The 19,327-nt window shown below is 42.1% G+C and carries 14 protein-coding genes; 9 read left to right on the plus strand and 5 right to left on the minus strand.

The features are described 5' to 3' along the window. Positions 1-15: 15 nt before the first annotated feature. Together ACWPWY_RS02305 and ACWPWY_RS02310 are read left to right on the plus strand one after the other, a co-directional pair. Positions 16-4,461, plus strand: coding sequence for a carbohydrate binding domain-containing protein (locus ACWPWY_RS02305; protein ID WP_454190207.1), 4,446 nt, complete (start codon positions 16-18; stop codon positions 4,459-4,461). Positions 4,462-4,746: 285 nt separating this feature from the next. Next, positions 4,747-5,382, plus strand: a complete 636-nt coding sequence (locus ACWPWY_RS02310) for a hypothetical protein (RefSeq protein WP_454190208.1) — start codon at positions 4,747-4,749, stop codon at positions 5,380-5,382. Positions 5,383-5,443: 61 nt separating this feature from the next. Here ACWPWY_RS02310 and ACWPWY_RS02315 read toward each other — a convergent pair whose 3' ends face one another. The 4 genes from ACWPWY_RS02315 to ACWPWY_RS02330 form a co-directional block, all read right to left on the minus strand. After that, positions 5,444-7,075 (minus strand): ABC transporter substrate-binding protein, encoded by a 1,632-nt coding sequence (locus ACWPWY_RS02315; protein ID WP_454190209.1) that lies wholly within the window; start codon positions 7,073-7,075, stop codon positions 5,444-5,446. A gap of 78 nt (positions 7,076-7,153) precedes the next feature. Next, positions 7,154-8,023 carry a carbohydrate ABC transporter permease gene (locus tag ACWPWY_RS02320; RefSeq protein ID WP_454190210.1) on the minus strand — a complete coding sequence of 290 codons (870 nt, stop codon included), beginning with the start codon at positions 8,021-8,023 and terminating at the stop codon, positions 7,154-7,156. Between the two features lie 15 nt (positions 8,024-8,038). Continuing rightward, positions 8,039-8,995, minus strand: a complete 957-nt coding sequence (locus ACWPWY_RS02325; protein WP_454192769.1) for an ABC transporter permease — start codon at positions 8,993-8,995, stop codon at positions 8,039-8,041. A 397-nt stretch (positions 8,996-9,392) separates the two neighbouring features. Beyond that, positions 9,393-10,589, minus strand: coding sequence for a MalY/PatB family protein (locus ACWPWY_RS02330; RefSeq protein WP_454190211.1), 1,197 nt, complete (start codon positions 10,587-10,589; stop codon positions 9,393-9,395). Between the two features lie 98 nt (positions 10,590-10,687). Between ACWPWY_RS02330 and ACWPWY_RS02335 the strand changes: the two genes are divergently transcribed. The 5 genes from ACWPWY_RS02335 to ACWPWY_RS02355 are packed head-to-tail and all read left to right on the plus strand — an operon-like array spanning position 10,688 to position 13,297. Further along, on the plus strand, positions 10,688-11,764 hold the full coding sequence (locus ACWPWY_RS02335; RefSeq protein ID WP_454190212.1) for an undecaprenyldiphospho-muramoylpentapeptide beta-N-acetylglucosaminyltransferase: 1,077 nt from the start codon (positions 10,688-10,690) through the stop codon (positions 11,762-11,764). 37 nt (positions 11,765-11,801) lie between these two features. Then, entirely contained in the window at positions 11,802-12,350 is a 549-nt protein-coding gene (locus ACWPWY_RS02340; protein WP_454190213.1) for a maleylpyruvate isomerase N-terminal domain-containing protein, read from the plus strand. Between the two features lie 16 nt (positions 12,351-12,366). Continuing rightward, entirely contained in the window at positions 12,367-12,660 is a 294-nt protein-coding gene (locus ACWPWY_RS02345; protein WP_454190214.1) for an antibiotic biosynthesis monooxygenase family protein, read from the plus strand. A gap of 49 nt (positions 12,661-12,709) precedes the next feature. Next, positions 12,710-13,168 (plus strand): GNAT family N-acetyltransferase, encoded by a 459-nt coding sequence (locus ACWPWY_RS02350; RefSeq protein ID WP_454190215.1) that lies wholly within the window; start codon positions 12,710-12,712, stop codon positions 13,166-13,168. A 3-nt stretch (positions 13,169-13,171) separates the two neighbouring features. Then, positions 13,172-13,297 carry a hypothetical protein gene (locus ACWPWY_RS02355; RefSeq protein WP_454190216.1) on the plus strand — a complete coding sequence of 42 codons (126 nt, stop codon included), beginning with the start codon at positions 13,172-13,174 and terminating at the stop codon, positions 13,295-13,297. Positions 13,298-13,353: 56 nt separating this feature from the next. On the opposite strand, the gene ACWPWY_RS02360 is transcribed toward ACWPWY_RS02355, so the two are convergent. Continuing rightward, complete coding sequence (locus ACWPWY_RS02360) at positions 13,354-14,439, minus strand: Gfo/Idh/MocA family protein (RefSeq protein ID WP_454190217.1); 1,086 nt, start codon at positions 14,437-14,439, stop codon at positions 13,354-13,356. 714 nt (positions 14,440-15,153) lie between these two features. On the opposite strand from ACWPWY_RS02360, the gene ACWPWY_RS02365 reads away from it, so the two are divergent. Together ACWPWY_RS02365 and odhB are read left to right on the plus strand one after the other, a co-directional pair. Continuing rightward, positions 15,154-18,045: a 2-oxoglutarate dehydrogenase E1 component gene (locus ACWPWY_RS02365; RefSeq protein WP_454190218.1), complete on the plus strand. Its 2,892-nt coding sequence runs from the start codon at positions 15,154-15,156 to the stop codon at positions 18,043-18,045. Positions 18,046-18,051: 6 nt separating this feature from the next. Then, positions 18,052-19,305 (plus strand): 2-oxoglutarate dehydrogenase complex dihydrolipoyllysine-residue succinyltransferase, encoded by a 1,254-nt coding sequence (gene odhB, locus ACWPWY_RS02370; protein ID WP_454190219.1) that lies wholly within the window; start codon positions 18,052-18,054, stop codon positions 19,303-19,305. Positions 19,306-19,327: the final 22 nt, after the last annotated feature.

Raw genomic sequence — 19,327 nt, forward strand, 5'->3', positions numbered from 1 at the left:
AATGGAGGATATAGGATGAAAAAAGGATTGGCATGTATGGTTACAGGGTGTTTAACAGCTTCACTCTTTTTTCCATCATTTTCTGGAGCGGAAGGTGCAGATACGCAGGTGAAAATGGGAGACTTGCAGGCGAAAAGCCTGCAAGCCTCTGTTCCCTATAAAGACCTGAACGGTCATTGGTCTCAGTCTGCAGTATTCCGTATGCAAGATATGAATTTATTGCAAGGATATGTAGATGGTACATTCAAGCCGAATCATATGATTAACCGAGCTGAGTTTGTTATGATACTCGATCGTGTGTTTGGATTTACAGGCGGAACAGAGTCTCATTCGTTTGTGGACGTTACCGCAGGGGATTGGTACTATGATGCGGTGACAAGAGCAAACGGGTCAGGAATTATCCAAGGAACCGATGAGAATCATCTATCTCCTAAACAACCGATAACTCGTCAGGAAGCTGCCGTAATGGTGGATCGTGCTTTTCAGCTCTCGAGTGGAGTGGAAGAGGAAAGTGAACTGTCGAAGTTTCATGATGCAAAGGATGTTTCCAGCTACGCTAAGAAAGCGCTTACTTACTTAACGAATAACCATATCATGAAGGGTTATCAGGGTAAGTTACATCCTAAATCTCCAATCACACGTGCAGAGACGGCAGGTCTCCTAGCTGCGATGATCGCGGATATTAAAACCTCTCCGGGAACTTATGAATCCAGCGTAGAGGGGAATCTGATTGTTCGGTCTTCAGATATTACACTCAAAAACACAGTCGTAAAAGGAAACTTACTGCTTACAGAAGGAATTGGGGATGGGTCCATTGTACTTCAAGGGGTAAGTGTTACAGGAAGTGTCATTGTTAAAGGCGGCGGCAGTCATTCCATAGACATCAGCGACTCCAAGCTGAATCGTATCGTGATTGACAAAAGCGGAGAGCCTGTAAGTGTGAAAATTAAAGAAGGCAGTAACGTACAAGAGATAACCGTTATGCAGAAAGCTAGTGTGGAACTTTCCTCAGATAGCTCGGTCGATTCATTAACGGTCCTCACAAAAGCAGATCAGACACAGATTAATTCTAAAGGGAAAATTAACAAACTGAAAGTCGATGCAGCAAATGTGGTTGTTAATGGCGAAACAGTAAAACCAGGCTTTGTTACTTCTATTAAAGGAGAATCTACACAGCCTGTTCCCTCCCAGCCTGGTAACTCAACAACCGATTCGAGCACTTCCAATCCATCTTCTCCGGGTGGACAAATACCATCAGTACCAGATAGCCCGTCAAATGAGAAGCCACCAATGACAATTCCTGATGAAGACTGGAAGCTTGTCTGGAATGATGAATTTAACGGACCTGCTATTGATGATACCAAGTGGACAGTACAGGACACGGGTCTAGTCTATAACAATGAAATGCAATACTATAGTCCGAATAATACCCGCATTGTAAAAGATGAGGATCGAAGCGTTCTTCAAATTGAAGCAAAACGCGAAGAGAAAAGCGGTCAAAAATTCACTTCCGGTAAACTCATCTCCATGGGAAAAGGCGACTTCACATACGGTAAAGTGGTTGTACGTGCGAAACTCCCTAAAGAACAAGGTATGTGGCCTGCTTTTTGGATGATGCCGACAGACGAAGCACATTACGGAGGATGGCCTGCCTCTGGAGAGATCGACATTATGGAGCTGATTGGTGGCGAAGAGAGCCACAACAAAATATACAGTACCTTGCATTATGACAGTGTGGAGCCCGATGGGTCTCATGGACACGATCAGGGTAGCATCACACTTCCGGATGGGGAATCATTCGCTGATGATTATCATGATTTTCAAGTGGAATGGCTCCCAGGAATGATACGGTTTTATGTTGATGGCAAGCTGCATCATGAAGTGACCAATTGGCAGACAAAGGCTTCGGGTCAGCCGGAATACTATACGTTTCCTGCTCCTTTTGATCGTCCGTTCTACCTGATTCTGAATTTGGCGGTTGGAGGAGATTGGCCGGGATCACCTGATAATGACTTTACTTCAGAAGCGATGAACGTTGATTTTGTTCGCGTTTATTCTTACGGCAAATTAGACGAATGGCCTGATGTGACAACAGATCCAATAGAGCCTGAAGCACAGCGTGAACCACAAGCGGATGGCAACCAGATTCACAATGACCGTTTCTTGGAAGGTGCGGAAGCAAGTGGTGTTCCACAGCAATGGCAGTTCATTACAAACGCGGATGGGGCAGGAGATGTCAAGGTTGTAGATGATGTAGAAAAAGGAAAAGCAGTGCAGGTGAGCATTGACAAAGAGGGGACTCAAAACTATTCAGTTCAGCTCACACAGATGCCGATCTACGTGAAGAAAAATAAAAAATACAAGATAGAGTTCGACGCGAAGGCGTCAGCAAATCGTACGATCTCTTCTAAGGTGACCCAATTTGAAAAAAGTTGGACGAATTACTCGGGAGATCACCCATTTGCGATCACGACAGAGTGGAGTAAATACGAGTATACATTTGACATGCGAGATGGAACAGACAATAATGCCAGATTTGAATTTAATTTAGGATTGGATAATCATACCGTTCTGATCTCTAATGTTAAGCTGAGCGAGGTAGGAGAAGCAGATCCGCTGACTGTAGAGCGGAAGCCGCTGCCTGATGGCAATTACATCTTTAATGGAACGTTTGATCAAGGCAAGAACCGTCTTGGGTTCTGGTCAAGTAGCATTGCTGAAAATGCTTTAGCTGATATCAGCGTGAACAACTTCTTGAAATTCCCGATCATGGAACGTCAACTGGTTGTTGATGTGAAAAAAACAAATGGAGATCCTGAGCAGGTTGCGGTGAATCAAGGAGATTTGAAGCTGGAGGCGAATACCACCTATGGTTATTCTTTTGAAGCCAAAGCAGATGCGCCGCGCAGTATGGACATTGATCTGATTAGCAGTGAAGGACATTCCATACAGATTCATCAGGGTCAGAACATTCAGCTTGACCAGCAGATGAAGACGTATACCGGGGAAATCAGCATTGGAGATGGAGAGCCAACTGCAAATTCTGAGTTTAAGCTGTTATTCGGTAGCTCTTCAGGTACCGTCTATGTGGACAATGTCCGTCTAACAAAACGTGGAAATCCTATTTCCGTTGATGGCTACGCACATATACCCGCAACGGAAGCCTGGTCCATGCAGGACTTACAACTGGAGAATTCAGATGAAGGCGGCCAGCATATCAGTCATATGGAAGAAGGGGATCTCCTCCAATACAAGATTGATGTAGCTGATGACGACGATTATGTATTATCTGCCCGAATGGCTAGTGCGAACAATGATTCGAGTGTCCGTTTCAGCATCAAAGACGAACAGGGCACTACGGTTGCACAGTCTGTATACGATCTTGGGGATACGGGTGGATGGCAGTCATATAATACAGTGTACTTTCCACCCGTTTCTCTAACGGCTGGCAAACATTATTATGTAGATTTTGAAGGTAAGGATTATAATACACGCTGGGTGGATATTTCGCAGAATAAGGTGAAAAATGGAGAATTTGCAGCATCCCAAGAGCATTGGGAGAAGATTCCTAATGATCTGACAACTTCTGATGCCGAAGGCGGAGGAGTGTTGATTCAGTTACCCGGCACAAGTAATGATGATTGGTCAGGTGTCTTGCTGCAGCAGCAACAGATAAAACTTGATGAAGGAAAGACATACCGGCTCGCATTCGAGGTATCTGCATCCACTCCGAGATCAGTGCAAGCTGTCGTCTCAAAAAGTGAAGGCGATTATACAAAATATATGAATGAAAAAATCGAGCTAACCGAACGTAAGCAACAATATGCTTATACATTTACGATGAATGGTGCTTCGGACCCCGCAGCTGTACTTGCCTTTGGGTTAGGGTATCCGTTATCAACCGAACCGCATACCGTGTCCATCCATAACGTATCGTTAATTGAGGTGAATCAGAGTGCGGACCAAGGTGGACAGCCTATTCACGTGAATCTGATTCCAAACGGAGAATTTTCCAAAGGAACGGAAGGTTGGTTTACTCATGTGGACGGTGATCCCAAGGAACTTGAGATGAGTGTGAGTAACCAGCATCTCCAAGCCAAAGTTGGAGATGCCGGGCAGAACCCTTGGGATCGTCAAGTCATTAACGAAGGGTTTAGCATTCAGCAAGATTATAAATACAAAGTTACTTTTAAGGCGAAAGCCGAGAAGCCCAGAATAATGAACTTAGGCATCGGATGGGTCGATGAAGCATCCAACTATGCATGGCATGGATTTTTCGGACAGCAGGTTGATTTGACTACAGAAGAAGAACTTTTCACCTTTACATTCGATGCGACAGAGGAAAGTTATCCTAATACTAGAATTTCATTCGATATGGGTAATCTTTCGGGTGCGGAAGACGGCGATAACATCATCACGTTGTCCGATATCAGCTTGATTAATTTGGGGCCTGTAAAGTAGATTACAAAAGCTTGTGCAGGATATAGATCAGTATGTTAGCGATAATTTTAATATGATGAGGCACCACCACAGTATGGAGTGTTACAAGTTATTTTACTTGTGACTGAGACTAAGGTGGTGCTTTTTCTATAGGAATACAAACGGAATTAAAACCATCGTGAATAACTACATGAACCTTATTCAGTTCATTTTTCCACTATTTTATCAATAAACCAATTAATTCACTATATTATTCCGCTTTCATATATAATGATATAGATTATACAAGGAGGAGAGGTGCAGTTCTTGGAACATCATTTGATCTATGAAGAATCCTTTTGGGGACATGACGTTCGATTAAGACACATTACACAGGGTTCCAATACGCTCGTGGTTTTCTTTCCCGGGCAAAATTACTCTTGTGAACTGCCTGTCCTGTACTACGCTGTTCAAAGCGCTACCTCTCAGGGTATGGATGCCCTGATCTTGGAGTACGGCTTTCAGAGTGCTCGTGTGGCATTGGAGAGAGAACAACGTTCCATCCTTGAAGAAGAAGTATTACAGATGGTTAGACGCGGAAGTGAGGGGTATGAACAGCTTGTTTTTGTGAGTAAAAGTCTGGGCACTTTGCTTGCGGGATACACGGCTACACATCTCACGAATCATTCTATCCGTCACCTGTACTTAACACCGCTTGATAGTACACTCGCGTATATGCAGCATTCAAGTGGTATGGTCATTTACGGGGCTAAAGATTCTTTATTTAGTGAAGAGAGCAGAGCCAAGCTCGCTTCTTGTTCCGAACTGAAGGTCCATAAAGTACGGGACGCAGGTCATGGCCTGGAAACATCAGATCCTAGGAAATCGGCTGAACTAACGTCACAGCTAGTAGAAGAATATATTCGTTTTTTTACGTCAATAGAAGAAATACATTCATTATAAAATAGAAAAAGAGAGTGAGCTAAGGGATGTACCCTTTTGCTGCACTCTCTTTTTTTCGGAATTAACGAGCTTGGTAACGTGCGTAAGCATCCTGGTGTATTTTAGTTACTTCTTCAATACCCATTCCTTTAATGGTCTCAACAAAGGTTTCGTAACTTGTAAGAGGCTCATCACCTAAAATAAATTTCGTAACCATTTCATCAACATAAGTGTTAACCTGACCCATGATTTGGGCTTCTTTTCTTGCTTCATCTTCCGTTTTACGCAGGTTAGGAAGGGCCATAGCATAATCAGCTTGCATCCAAGCGTTATTTGCTTCTTTTTGCTGATCAAAAGTCATCAGTGCATCAAGATAACGCGTATCTTGGTTCATCGGTCCATCCATAATAGAAAGTGCATAACCAGCAAGGGCTTGGTCATAAGTCAGACCATCTGGATTTTTAAGAATCGTATCTGTAAATTCGATAGCGTCGCCATTACGGGTATAACTTTCATTCTCAATACCGAAGTTAAAGAGATCATGTCCTTCTGGACTGTAGTTATAATCCATCCACTGAACAATCGCTTTCAGTTTGTCTTTATCGACAGAAGTAGTGATCGCTTCACCGTAACTTAATACTTTGGTATCAAAACGGAAAGTACTTCTAGATACACCATTCTGATCTTGTGACCAAGGAGCGCCGACAAGGTTAAAGTTTGGATCTTTTTCAGCCATCATATTAAGATACTTCGCCATCCCGCTAAATACACCGCCATAGTAAGAACCAGCTTGGTTGTTCGTGATTTTGTAATCAAAAGCTTTTCCGTCATTTGTCATGACTTCAGGATCAATCAAACCTTCTTCATACCACTTTCTCATCGTTGTTAAAAATTCTTTGTAACCTGGTTGAATTGGACCATATTCAATTGTTTCTCCGTTCAACTGAAACCCTGCAAGGACACCGAAGGCAGGTGCGAAATCATTCAATTTACTCATGTTACCTGGACCCCAGTTAGCTGTAAAAGGAATTTCATCTTTTTTGCCGTTGCCATTAGGATCCTGTTCTCTGAATGCTTTCAGTACAGTGTACCACTCATCCATATTTGTAGGCGCTTTCAGATTCAGTTTATCAAGCCAATCTTGACGTAGAATCATACCTGTTGTTCCATTAAGCTTCACAGCATCTGTACGTAGATAAGGGAACATAAAGATTGTACCGTCATCGAGTGAAATTTGTTTACGAACGTCTTCATCTTCAGCAATGATTTTCTTTAGGTTTGGAGCATAGAGGTCGATATACTCATTCAGTTTTATAATTCGTCCATCCGCGAGTAGTTTCTCTGGTCCGCCGGATACATCAGCCCAGTTGTAATAAATAATGTCGGGAAGCTGGTTACCTGTAACTAAAAGATTGAATTGATCTTTTTGTTGACCGAGTGGTGGGTGTGTGAAATTCACCTTAATCCCGGTGCGTTTTTCTTTTTCCTGATAAGCTTTTACATCGCTGAATCCATTGCCCGAAGCAATTTTTCCGTCATTCGCTCTCCAATAATTGATTGTCATTTCTTCATCTACAATGGGAAGAGAAATTTCGGTAATCGCTTGCTCGCCATCAGCTGGCTTAGGGCCTTCCGCCTCTTTAGCTCCACTACATCCTGCAAGAAGCCCTGTTGTCATTACCAAACCAAGCATTAAAGACATGACCCTCTTCATATAAACCCTCCTTAAAATCTATAGGATAAAGCTGTACTTGCACCATTTTACATTCAAAGATGATGCAAGTACTTTGCTCTATTCTTTAATAGCGCCAATCAGTGCACCTTGAACAAAATAACGTTGGATAAAAGGATATATCAACAAAATCGGGAGTGTAGAGACAATGATGGTGGCGTACTTGATGTTTTCTCCGATCGCAAATCCGGTGTCATTAGCAGAACCCATTGCTTCGGTACTATTACTAAGCAAAATATCTCGAAGAATGATTTGAATCGGATATAGATCCTGAGATCTCAAGTACAAGAGAGGACCCATAAAATCGTTCCAATGATCAACAGCGTAATAGAGAGTCATTACGGCGATGATCGGCTTCGATAGAGGAACAACGATCTGGAACAGAATCCGAAAGTCATGAGCCCCGTCGATTTTAGCTGACTCGATCAAAGGGAGTGGGATACTCATAAAATTCGTTCTCATAATGATAAAGTTAAAAGTACTGATGGCTGTAGGCAGAATCATGGCAAGCCTCGTATCCAGGAGACCCAAATTCTGAATAAGCAAGAAAGTAGGGATCATCCCGCCGCCAAAAAACATGGTGAAAGTAATCAATTTCATGAAGAAGCTGCGTCCGTATAAATCAGGTCTTGAAAGAGCATACGCAGCGAGTGTCGTCATAAAGAGGTTAAGTGCAGTTCCGACAATAACATAAAACAAAGTGTTCATATAACCACTGTAGATCTTGGGATTCTGAAATACTTTCGTATAAGCTTCTATGGAAAATCCTTCTGGGAGCAGCATGAGCGATCGGCTTGCTAACAGCTGCTGAGGATCACTTATAGAAGAGTTGAATATGTAGAGCATCGGATAAGCGCAAAGTAACATTACTAGAAGCAGCAAGAAAAAATTGATAACATCAAATACGTTTTCGCCAAAGGTTTTTTTCATGTTTGGTTCACCTCTCTACCACAGACTGGTTTCATTTGCTTTTCTGCTAATGTAATTGGCACCAAGCAGTAAGGCGAAATTAATGACGGAGTTGAACAAACCAATTGCAGTGGAGTATGCCTGATCGCCAAGAAGCATCCCTTGCCTATATACAAAGGTAGAAATAACATCTGATGTTTCATACGTTGCAGCGGTTTGCATAAGTAAAATCTTCTGGAAATCTGCGTTCATAATGCTGCCCATCCGTAAAATAAGTAGAATGATGACAGTTGGCATGATACCCGGCAGCGTAATATGTAATAATTGATTCCATCTGCCTGCGCCGTCCATCCTTGCAGCTTCATATTGCTCTGAGTTAATACCGGCAAGTGCTGCGAGGAATAGAATAGAGGCCCATCCTGCACCCTGCCACACATTAGAGAGAATGTACATAGGACGAAACATGTCTTTATCGGTAAAGAACATCATCGCCTCAAGTCCGAAGAAGCTTCGGATTATATTAAATAGTCCACCATCTAACGATGAGAAAGTCTTCAACATACCTACAACAACGACTACCGAAATAAAGTGAGGCAGGTAGCTGACCGTTTGTACGGCGCTTTTAAAATAACGGTTTCGCACTTCATTTAACAGGAGTGCAAGAATGATGGGTGCAGGAAATCCGATAACGAGACTAAGTAAGCTAAGGATTAAGGTGTTGCTCATCAGTCTCCAGAAATTATAGCTTTCGAAGAACATAGTAAAGTTCTCAAAACCAATCCAGTTTCCACCCATAATTCCTTTAGCCGGGCTGTAACCGCTCTGGAATGATAGGAGGATCCCATACATGGGTCCATAACAAAAAATAAAGTAATAAGCTAAAACGGGAACAAGCATTAAATAAATGTACTTATTGCGGCGCCATTCTCTCTTGAAAAAATGCGTTGCTCCTTTACTTTGAACCGTCTGTTTCACAGCCAAGGGATTATTCATTCCCATGGTTCTGATTCCTCCCCCTCAGGTACATATAATGAATCGGAAATAAACACTATCAAAATATCTGTGAACATCTGTGTTGTAAACAAAATACTACCGAATAAGCGCTTTCATTGTCAATATTTATTTTTAATGTATATTATTTGATTTAGATAGCTGTTTATTTAAAATAACTCATTATTGACGGAGAATCTTTAATAAACAGTGTTTTATAAGGTTATATCCTAACATTAAAAGGATGAATTTATAATAATGGTCGTAAAATCAGATATATTCAGCATAAAAATAATAAGAAAAAACAAAATGTCTGAAATAAAGAAAAACAAACAAAAAAGAGTGGGGTTTCGTCATTAGACGTATTCCCACTCTCCATTTTTGATTGCATATTGACCTTTTATCGAGACTGTAAAGCTTCCTTTAGTTGATTCATGGCTTGTTCCAGCAAACGTCTTGAACATGCGACATTCATGCGCATAAATCCTTCTCCATGTTGGCCAAAGTCAGTACCGCTGCTGAAGACGAGACCCGCTTTATGAAGCAAAAATTCATAGAGTTCTTTATGAGGTATTTGCAGATTGCGAAAATCAATCCATAGTAAATAGGTTGAGTCGGGCAATTTCACCCTTAATTCCGGTAGATGCGTATGAATGAATTCAGTTACATATACCATATTTTCATGAATATATTCTAGGGTCTCCGAAAGCCAAGGTTCACCTTCACGGTATGCTGCTTCCGTTGCTGCGATACCGAAAATATTCATAGAAGAGACCGCATTTTTTTCAATGATTTTTTTGAACTTATCACGCAGTTCTTCATTAGCTATCACGACATTTGACGTATGCAAGCCTGCGATATTGAAAGTTTTGCTTGCGGCAGTACAGATGATAGAATGCATTTTAGCTTCTTCAGATATCATAGCATAAGGTGTATGAAGTCCTTCTGTGAATACGAGATCTGCGTGGATCTCATCGGAGATGACGATCAGGTTATGTTTAACGGCAATCTCCATTACAGAGCCTAGTTCTTCTTTGGTCCATACACGTCCAATCGGATTATGAGGGCTGCATAATACGAGCAGTTTCGCTTTTTCATGTTTTGCAACTTGTTCTAAATGAGCAAGATCCATTTTATAATCAAGCTCATCATGAAGGAGGGGGTTTAATACCAGTTCCCGTCCATGATTCGATGCTAATTTGTGAAAAGGTCCATAGACAGGAGGCTGTATGATAATATGATCTCCAGGCTCAGTAAAGGCTTCTACTGCCATATTAAGGGCTGGGACGATACCTGGTGTATATACAAGCCACTCTGGGCTTACGTTCCAACCATGACGTTTTTGCATCCAATCTGTAATGGATTGCTGAAATGAAGCATTTGGCGTAGCGTAACCGAGTATTCCATGATCTGCTATTTCACGTACCGCACGCAGAACCGGCTCCGGTGCAGTAAAGTCCATGTCTGCAACCCATAGTGGAATCGCTTCTTTTACCCCAAAGAGCGACTCTATTCCATCCCATTTCACAGAACGTGTCTCTTTACGGTTAATCATGCGATGAAGCGGATGATTATGATTTGTAGTATTTTTATCCATTAATTAGTTTCCCCCAGCACAATATATAGCATAACAATCCATAATTATTATCTAATAAAGTAGGTATGAACGCAATGAGACAGGAGCGGAGGATATAAATGGAACAACAATCGATTGTTTTTACTGGAGGAGGATCTGCCGGACATGTAACGGTGAATTTGGCACTGATTCCTTATTTTCTGCAAAAGGGTGAAAAGGTACATTATGTAGGTTCTAGAGACGGCATTGAAAAAGAACTTGTTGAGTCTCTGAATGAGGTGAGTTATAGAGCGATCGCAACGGGAAAGCTGCGCCGGTACCTTAGTGTTAACAATTTGAAAGATCCTTTTAGAGTGTTGAAAGGGGTAGGTGAAGCTTACCGTTACCTTGGGGAGGTAAAACCTTCTATTGTATTTTCGAAAGGAGGGTTTGTATCTGTTCCCGTTGTTTTAGCTGCATGGATGCGTAAAATCCCCGTTGTTATTCATGAATCGGATCTTACCCCGGGTCTCGCTAACCGGATTGCACTTCCTTTTGCTACTCAGGTATGTACGACCTTTAAAGAAGCTGCTGAACATCTAAAAGGAAATAAGGCAGTTCATGTAGGAGCTGTTGTTAGAGAAGAAATAGGGCAAGGCGATAAGGAACGGGCTAGAAGGTGGCTTGGTTTTGAACAAGAGAAGCCAGTACTGTTATTTATGGGTGGCAGCCTTGGTGCGAAGAAGATGAATGATACGCTGCGGGCTATAGCGATTCAACTTACGCAAAAATATCAGATTGTCCATCTTTGTGGGAAAGGTCAAGTAAACCTAGAGATGGATTCGGTAAAAGGTTACAAGGCATTTGAATATCTTCAGGATGAGCTCCCAGATGTGCTTGCGTTAGCGGATATGGTGATTTCAAGGGCAGGTTCGAATGCAATATTTGAATTTTTAACGTTACATAAACCGATGCTGCTGATCCCATTATCTGAAAAAGTGAGCCGTGGAGATCAGCTATTAAATGCTAAAGCCTTTGAAAAATCAGGATATGCTCGAATTTTATGGGAAGAACATCTTTCTGAAGGTACCTTGCTAGAATCCATTCGTTTACTGGATGAGAATAAAGAAAAGATCAAAGCGAAGATGCAGGATTATGATAGACGAGATGCGATATCAGAAATCATCAAAATCATTGAAAATTCGCGTTTGAAATAAGTTTTATTTTGTGGAAAAGCAGGGGATTTCTTGTATTTTGACGAATGAGAATATCAGAAGTGATAACTATTCAAATGATTTCTGGCGAGGGGATGAAGGCGAAGTGAATACATTGCAAAAAAATTCCTTGATTGTGTCTTTTCATGAATGGCATGACTGGTTCCGTAAGTGGAGTATAGAGAGGGATACGCTTTGGGATACCCCGGTTGCAGCTGAGAAATGGACGGTTCGTGAACTGATTAGTCATATGATGCGCTGGGATCGTTATTTTTGGGAAGGTGCCATATCTCTGATTATTTCGGGAGAAGAGAAACAGCTGCAAATTCAGCATCTGGATTTTGATATATTTAATGAGGCGGCACGTGAACATGCACATACGATTAGTTTAGAAGAGCTAGTGCATGATACGCTTCATTACCGGGAGCAGATTATTCGCGCGCTTCATGAATTGCCCGCTGAGAATTGGACGAAAGAATATAGGGGACTTGATGGCGGACCTTTTACCGTACAAAGTTATGTTGAAGATTTTATTTGGCACGATCGCCATCATATGAAACAACTTGAAGATATGTCTAAGTCTTTGTAGCGAGGAACGATGTACGATGATTTTGGAAAGTGCCATGCTGTATGTAACGAAAGGGAATGAATTTGCGTTTGAACACGATTTTGCTAAGGCATCTACAATCATATCAAGCATGACAGGGTATATTCATCACGAATTGTATAAATGCATGGAGACAGATCATCAGTATCTGTTGTTAGTTCAGTGGGAAACACTGGAGGATCACACCATTGGATTTCGAGGTTCAGAAGGTTATCAGCAGTGGGAAGAGATGCTTCATCACTACTATGATCCTTTTCCAAAAGTAGAGCATTTCATGAAGGTCCGTCTGTAAGTAACAAAAAAGGCGGTTTTGCATTCCGTTGCATCAAGGGGGAACACTTATGGAATATAGGGTCCGTTCAATGGGGAAGGAAGAGCCAGTACCTTATGAAATATTACTACTCGCTGATCCGTCTAAAGCTGTGATAGACGAATATATTCACCGCGGACAGAGAAGCGTGGCTGTATTTCATGGAGAGTCTATAGGAATTGTGGTGCTGCTGCATACCAGGCCGCAAACTTATGAGATTGTAAATCTGGCAGTGAAAGAGAAGTATCAGGGCAAGGGTATAGGAAGAGCATTACTGCGCTATGCACTTGAGCAAGCAAAGGATCAGGGCGCCTCGACTATTGAGATCGGTACTGGCAATTCAAGTCTGGATCAGCTAGGCTTCTATCAGAGGGAAGGGTTCCGGATCACTGGAATTGACCGTGATTTTTTTATAAAACATTATCCTGACTCTATCATAGAAAATGGTATACTTTGTGTAGATATGCTGCGTCTGTCCAAGGAGGTGTAGCCTATGATTATTGAGATTCTAGTCATTACTTGTGCAGCTTATACTCCTATTATTTATAGTTTAATCAAAAGGATAAGACGTCTCGAAGAACAGGTTAAAGAGTTGAAGCAGCGAGAAGATATAATATGAGAATAAGCCATCCTAATCCTCTGCTGGATAATAGATGGCTTATTTTTTGATTGATGCTATAAATCAGGAATTTCAATTGTCACTTCTTTTTTTGCGGCTGAAGAACGGAGAACTCCGTCAATGATTGCCTGATTATATAAAATTTGTTCACCCGGTATGGGGGCTGGTAACCGCTTTTGAATCGCATTAGCATAATCAAAAATTTTCGCATGAAACAAATTGACCTGGTGATGTTGAATGGGAAGGGGACTTTCTGTATGATGACCAGCAATATCGTGATACAGCGTCATACTGCCGATTCGGCCTTCCCAGCCTCCGCTCCAAGGACCGCTTCCTGCAGGGGTAACTTTTAGACCAGCATCGGTTCCAAGGAACATCGTGGGTCCGAGCGTATCCATATGCATAGCCCAGGAGATTTTGTAGCTTAGCAAAATATCGCCTTCTAATCGAACCATCGCGGCTCCAAAATCTTCTACGTTAAACATATTTGCTTCTGGGTGATATTTTGGATTTGTGCCAAAATAATTGGAAGTATAGGCCGATACCGTAAGTGGTTTTGGATAACCAAGTGCATGGAGAACCATATCTAGAGAATAGCAACCAATATCCGCCATAGCCCCTGCTCCGGCAAGATCCTTTCTGATAAATGTCCCCCCAGGCATACCGCGTCTTCGGCCACCGCCTGCTTCAGCAAAGTATACCTTTCCAAGTTGTCCATCTTGAATCAAGCTGCGAATGGCCTGCATATTTGGATCGTACCTGGGTTGAAATCCGACAGTAAGCATTTTTCCTGTTCGTTTAGAGACTTCTACCATTTCAATAGCCTGATCAAGCGTAACAGACATCGGTTTCTCTACCATGACGTGTTTCCCTGCATTCAGTGCATCAATAGTAATATTGTAATGAGAGAAGTTCGGCGTGCAGATGCTGACACCGTCTAAATCCAGTTCCAGCAGATGGAGATGATCATCATAGGCTTTCGCCATAGGCAGGTTTGTTTGTTCTATGAATAGGGATGCTTTGCCTGGAATAATGTCCGCAACGGCCACAACCTCTACATAATCCAGTTGTTTATAGGCATTTGCATGGGCCCTTGCAATACCTCCGCTTCCAATGATTCCGATTTTAATTGTACGTTCCAAGCATCATTCCTCCTTTACCAAATCGATCAATGAATGAAATTACGTCTTGCCTTATGGTTACCACAATGTGGCTGAATGAAACCAATGTTTTTATATTTATTGTTGTAACCATCAAAATAATTCTACTCCGCAGGGAGAAGAAACATCGGATCGTAAAAACGTTAGAGCAAATTAGTTATGAGGCGAAAAAGTATAAAATCCATTCAAATCGTGAAAAGTGGGGTACTATATAGGTGTAGTAACCCCTTTTATATGAGAAGATTTACATGATTTTTGTTTTCTTACTCGTTATTTGGTAGAATCTCTAATTGGTGCATTGATACGTAAAAACGATTCATCTAATTAATGCATCGATTACCTTTAAAATTGGAAATGCTCTTCGCTTCAAATGTTTATAGAATAGAATTAGGAATTAAAACCATCCCTTGGGATCGGTAGAATAATTAAATGAGGTGACCGCCTTGGGCTAACATGAGCATCAGATTACATTTACTACATGAAATTAAGAAGCTCACCGTTTTATTGTGAGTGCCCGTAATTCATGAACGATGTAGTAATGTAATGAAAGATGAGAATGACCAAAGAGCGATTCATTACTGGAGTTAATTCATATTCTCTTCATATTAACGAATTATAATATGTTTTTAATTGATTACATTTTTATATGGTATTCCGTCCTGGAACAATCCAAAATAATTGACGGAGGGAACATTTATGGCTAACGAAGATGGCAATATGCAAAGCCCTTGGAAAGCTTATTACGGACCTAATATGGGTTATGTTCAAGAACAGTACGAAATTTATACAGTGAATCCGGATTCAGTAGATGCTGAATACCGTTTGCTTTTTGACCAATGGGGACCTCCTCCTGAAGAGGAAATAACAAGTAATAATGAGACGGGGAGTACAGTTGCTTCCGGTATAGCTGATATCCATCTTTTAAGGAAAGCGGTTACAATAACTGAATTAGTTCAAAACATACGAAGATTCGGTCATTTAAAAGCGAATATTGATCCTCTTGGAATCAGTGAAAATACAGATACAGATCTTCTATCTCCTGGGCATTTTGGTCTTAGTGAGCAGGATTTAAGATCATTACCAGCCTCTATTGTTTGGGAGAATGCGGATCAGACGACCAAAACAGCTTTGGACGCTGTCACACGTCTAAATGAATTGTATACAGGGCCGATCGCTTTTGAGTTCACGCATATTCAGGACGAAGAGGAACGAAAGTGGCTTAATGAATATATTGAGTCAGGCAAATTACAAGAGGAACTCAAGGAAGAAGAACGAAAGACATTGTTAAAACGTTTGGTAAAAGTAGAACAGTTTGAGCAATTTTTGCACAAGACATTCGTCGGTCAAAAATGGTTTTCTATCGAAGGCAATGACATGCTTGTCCCTATGCTCGACTCCTTTATTGATACGATGATGGATGCAGGTTCACGTCATATCTTAATGGGGATGTCTCACCGAGGACGCCTGAATGTTCTTGCACATGTTCTTGGAAAACCTTACGGCAAAATCTTCTCTAAATTCCATCAAGCAATAAACAGAGATCTGGTTCCTTCGGAATCATCTTCCGGTGTGAACTATGGATGGACGGGGGACGTAAAATATCATTTAGGTGCCACGCGCACGCTTAAAAAAGATGATAACAAACAGGCCAAAATCACACTTGCGAACAACCCGAGTCACTTGGAGTACGTAAACCCTGTTGTTCAAGGTTTCGCTCGTGCGGCTCAAGAAGAGCGCAGCGGGTCTGGTTATCCTAAGCAGGATGTATCCAAAGCCGCAACGATTCTAATGCACGGTGACGCTGCATTCCCTGGCGAGGGTATTGTAGCCGAAACTTTGAATTTCAAAGCACTGAAAGGTTACCAGAATGGCGGGACGCTTCATGTTATTGTCAATAATCGAGTAGGATTCACAACGAACAGCGGTGACTCTCGGTCTACGCTTTATTCTAGCGACTTGGCAAAAGGTTATGAAATTCCGATTGTACACGTTAATGCGGATTATCCTGAAGCATGTGTTGCTGCGATGAGACTTGCATCAGCGTACCGTAACCGTTATAAGAAGGACTTTTTAATAGATCTGATTGGTTATCGCCGTTACGGTCATAATGAGACAGATGATCCGGAAACGACACAACCAATTGTGTACAAAAAGGTTAAAAAACACGCACTAGTAACCGAGCTGTACGCTGAATATCTAAGCCAAAAAGGATTATCATCCAATCTTCTGGCTGAATATCGCGCGGAAGCTCAGCGTGTCCTGAAACAGGCTTACGAAGAAGTGAAACAAGGAACGGTAAGTCATGAAGAAGTTCATGATAAAGTGGATGCTGGAAGCAAGCGTCTGGATAAACCAGAACGAATGACTAACATGCCTACTGGCGTGCCACTAGATAAACTTCGCGAGATTAATGCAGAATTACTGAAATGGCCGGAAGGATTCAAAGTCTATCCAAAACTGCAAAGGATTCTACAACGTCGTCAGAATGCGTTGGATGAGGGAGAAAAGGTAGACTGGAGTTTGGCTGAAACATTGGCCTTTGCATCTATTCTTGCAGATGGCAAGCCAATTCGGATGTCGGGTCAGGATGTACAGCGAGCAACTTTTGCTCATCGTAACCTTGTTCTTCATAATGCTGAGACAGGAGAAGAGTACAACGTGCTGCATCGTTTACCACAAGCTAAAGCATCGTTCGCTCTTCATAACAGTCCTTTATCGGAAGAATCGGTTCTTGGATTTGAGTATGGATATAATGTCTTCTCTCCAGAGACGCTTGTCATCTGGGAAGCGCAATTCGGTGATTTTGCTAACTGTGCACAAGTTATCTTTGATCAGTTTATATCTTCAGGCCGTTCAAAATGGTCTCAGAATTCAAGTCTGGTTATGCTATTACCTCACGCAAGTGAGGGGCAGGGACCTGAACATACGAGTGCGAGATTAGAGCGGTTTCTGCAGATGAGTGCGGACGATAACTGGATTATTGCCAATCTATCAAGCAGTGCGCAATATTTCCACTTGCTTCGTCGTCAAGCTGCTTTAACCGAAACAGACGATGCTAGACCGCTTGTATTGATGTCTCCGAAAAGTCTCATTCGTAACCCTAGAGTTGCATCGCCGGCAAAACTGCTTAGCGAAGGCAGTTTCCAGGCAGTACTCGAACAACCGAACTTGGGTGTACAATCGGAAGGCGTAGAACGCGTCTTGTTATGCAGCGGCAAAATAGCTATTGATCTAGAAGAAGCTATTGATAAGGATAAGGAAAAAGACTGGTCTTGGCTTCATATTATTCGAGTAGAACAGCTGTATCCATTCCCTGAACAGGAAATTAAACGGATATTAGCTAGATTCCGCAACCTGAAAGAACTTATTTGGACTCAGGAAGAACCTAAGAATATGGGAGCCTGGACTTATATGGAGCCTAAGCTGCGGGGTCTTGCACCTGAAGGGGTTAAGGTGGAGTATGCTGGACGCGTCGAACATTCAAGCCCAGCTACGGGATTCCACCATGTTCATATCCAAGAACAACAACAAATTCTCGCTAAAGTATTGAAACAAAATTCGAAGAAAAACATACCACTGGGGAGGTAGCTTGCTTTGAGCGAAATTAAAGTACCGGCTATGGGGGAATCCATCACGGAAGGGACAATATCCAGATGGGTCGTTAAAGAAGGAGACTCTGTAAATCAAGGAGATGTACTTCTAGAAGTTGAAACCGATAAGGTAAATATCGAAATTAGTGCGGAAGAAAGCGGTGTGATCACCAGTATCTTGCATCAAGAAGGAGATACGGTACAGATCGGGGAAGCCATTGCTCTAATTGAAGCAGGCGCTGGCGCCAAAGAATCAGCGGCAACGTCAGTGCAGGCTCCGGAAGCTCCGGATCCTGTGGCGTTAGAACCAGCTCCTGCAAAGAGTGAGCAAAAAGAGGATGCTCCAGAGAGTGGAAGCCCTAAAGCTTCTCCATCTGCACGCAAGCTTGCTCGTGAACGTGGTATTGATCTTGATCAAGTACAGGGCCGCGATCCCATTGGACGTATCTACCAAGAAGATGTGAAAACTCATGGGTCGGTGCAAGCAGCTCCTGCTGCATCACCTAGTAAGTCTGCTAGTGCTCCGTCTGCTCCGAAAGAGCAAGCAAGCTTCAGTAAACCAATAGAACGTCAAAGAATGTCTCGCCGCCGTGCGACCATTGCGAAACGTCTTGTTGAGGCTCAACAAACTGCGGCGATGTTGACGACATTTAACGAAGTTGATATGACTGCAATCCTTGATGTTCGTAAACGTCGTAAAGACAAATTTAAAGAAAAACATGATGTAGGTCTAGGCTTTATGTCATTCTTTACGAAAGCAGTTGTAGGTGCATTGAAACAATTTCCAACAGTTAACGCGGAGATTGATGGCGACGATGTTATTCTTAAAAAATATTACGATATCGGTATAGCTGTATCTGCGAAAGAAGGACTTGTTGTTCCTGTTGTCCGCGATGCTGACCGTTTGAGCTTTGCTGAAATCGAGCGTAATATTGGAGAACTCGCTTCTAAAGCACGTTCGAATACATTATCTCTGAATGAACTGCAAGGTGGAACATTCACCATCACAAATGGCGGAGTATTTGGCTCTCTTTTATCGACTCCGATCCTGAATGCTCCTCAAGTGGGGATTTTGGGTATGCATAAGATTCAAGTTCGTCCCGTAGCTATTGATGATGAGCGCATGGAGAATCGTCCAATGATGTATATTGCTCTATCCTATGACCACCGTATTATTGACGGCAGTGAAGCAGTTCGCTTCCTTGTAACGGTGAAGGAATTGTTAGAGGATCCAGAATCATTGTTACTTGAAGGATAAGAAGGCGGAATATTGAATAATA

The organism is Paenibacillus sp. Marseille-Q7038 (assembly GCF_965111595.1).